This window comes from Streptomyces anatolicus (assembly GCF_019400875.1).
In the GTDB taxonomy this organism is placed as follows: domain Bacteria; phylum Actinomycetota; class Actinomycetes; order Streptomycetales; family Streptomycetaceae; genus Streptomyces; species Streptomyces anatolicus.
Genome location: NZ_WMBF01000769.1, coordinates 1 through 1,874, shown reverse-complemented (window position 1 = coordinate 1,874; position 1,874 = coordinate 1). Strand labels below are relative to the sequence as shown.

Below are 1,874 nucleotides of genomic sequence, written 5' to 3'. Positions count from 1 at the left end.
CGCCCCGGGTGCCCTGGACGCGCCCGATGCGGGCGGCTCGGGCGGCGCGCCGCTGAGCTTCGCCGAGGCGGAGGAGCGCGCCAACCGGTTCGCACACCGGCTCATCGCCCGTGGCACCGGCCCCGGCGACCTCGTCGCGCTGCTGCTGCCCCGCTCGACGGAGATGGTCCTCGCCCAGCTTGCGGTGACCAAGGCGGGCGCCGCGTTCCTGCCCGTCGACCCGGCCTACCCGAAGGAGCGGATCGCCCTGATGCTGCGCGACGCCGCCCCCGCCCTCACCCTCGACGCCCAGGAGGTCGCCGACCTGCTCGCCGCCGCGCCGGACGGCGTCCCCGGGCACCGGCCCACCGACGCCGACCGGACCCGCCCGCTCGACCTGGACGACGCGGCGTACGTCATCTACACCTCCGGCTCCACCGGCACGCCCAAGGGCGTTGTCGTCACCCATCGCGGGCTCGCCGCGTTCAGTGCCGCAGAGGCGGCCCACTACCAGATCGCCCCGGGAGACCGGGTGCTTGCCTTCGCCACGCCCAGCTTCGACGCCAGCGTCCTCGAGCTGTGCGCGTCCCTGCCGCACGGCGCCCGGCTCGTCTTCCCCCGGCCGGGGCCGCTGCTCGGCGCCGAACTCGCCGACGTCCTGCGGGCCGGGCACATCACGCACACCCTGCTTCCGCCCGCCGCGCTCGCCACGCTGCCGCCCGGCACCCCCGGCACGCTGCCGGACCTGAAGACGCTGATCGTCGGCGCCGACGCGTGCGGCCCCGACCTCGTCGCCCGCTGGGCACCGCACCACCGCATGGTCAACTCCTACGGGCCCACCGAGGCCACCGTCGTCGCCACCTGGTCGGCGCCGCTCACGGCGGACGGCGGCGCACCGCCCATCGGCCGCCCGCTGCCCGCCACCGGCGCCTACGTCCTCGACGCCCGCCTGCGGCCCGTCCCGGACGGCGTCACCGGCGAACTGTGGCTCAGCGGACCGGCACTGGCGCGCGGCTACCTCGGCCGCCCCGGTCTGACCGCGACCCGCTTCACCGCCGACCCGTTCGGGCCGCCCGGCACCCGCATGTACCGCACCGGTGACCTGGTGCGCCGCGACAGCGCCGGCGAACTGCACTACCTGGGCCGCACGGACCACCAGCTCAAGCTGCGCGGCCACCGCATCGAGGCGGGCGAGGTCGAGGCGACCCTGGTCCGCCATCCGGGCGTGCTGGACGCCGTGGTGACCGTACGCGAGGACGAACCGGGCCTGCCGCGCCTGGTCGCACACCTGCTCGCGGCCCCGACAGCGGAACCGCCGGTCCCGGCGGAACTGCGGGAACTGGCCGCGCGCTCACTGCCCGGCTACATGGTGCCGTCCGCGTTCGTGGTCCTCGACCGCTTCCCGCTCACCGAGAACGGCAAGACCGACCGGGCCGCGCTGCCCGCCCCGGCACCGGCCGAGGAGCGGGAAGGGGAACGGGAACGGCCCGAGTACGTGGCACCCCGCACCCCCACCGAGGAGGCGGTCGCGGCCATCTGGGAGGAAACCCTCCAGACGGCCGTGGGCGCCGAGGACGACTACTTCCTGCTCGGCGGCGACTCGCTGCGGGCCCTGCTCATCGCCTCCCGCGCCAACGACGCGTTCGCCGTCACGCTCACCCCCCGCGACGTCCTGGTCTCCCGCACCGTCGCCGCCCTGGCGGAGCTGGTGGAGGAGCAGGTGCTGAGCGAACTCGAACAGGGCGCGTACGGCGAGGACGCCGCGTACGGCGACTACGACAGCGAAGACGCCGCGTCCGGCGGCCCCGACTCCGAAGACGCCGCGTCCGGCGGCCACGACCACGACCACGAACGGTGAGGATCCGACGACCATGACGTCTTCGACCCCTTCTTCC

At 75.5% G+C, this 1,874-nt stretch carries 1 protein-coding gene; it reads left to right on the top strand.

The features are described from left to right. The coding region (locus GKQ77_RS32295) for a non-ribosomal peptide synthetase (protein ID WP_219692693.1) at positions 1-1,837 on the top strand (1,837 nt) is incomplete at its 5' end. Positions 1,838-1,874: the final 37 nt, after the last annotated feature.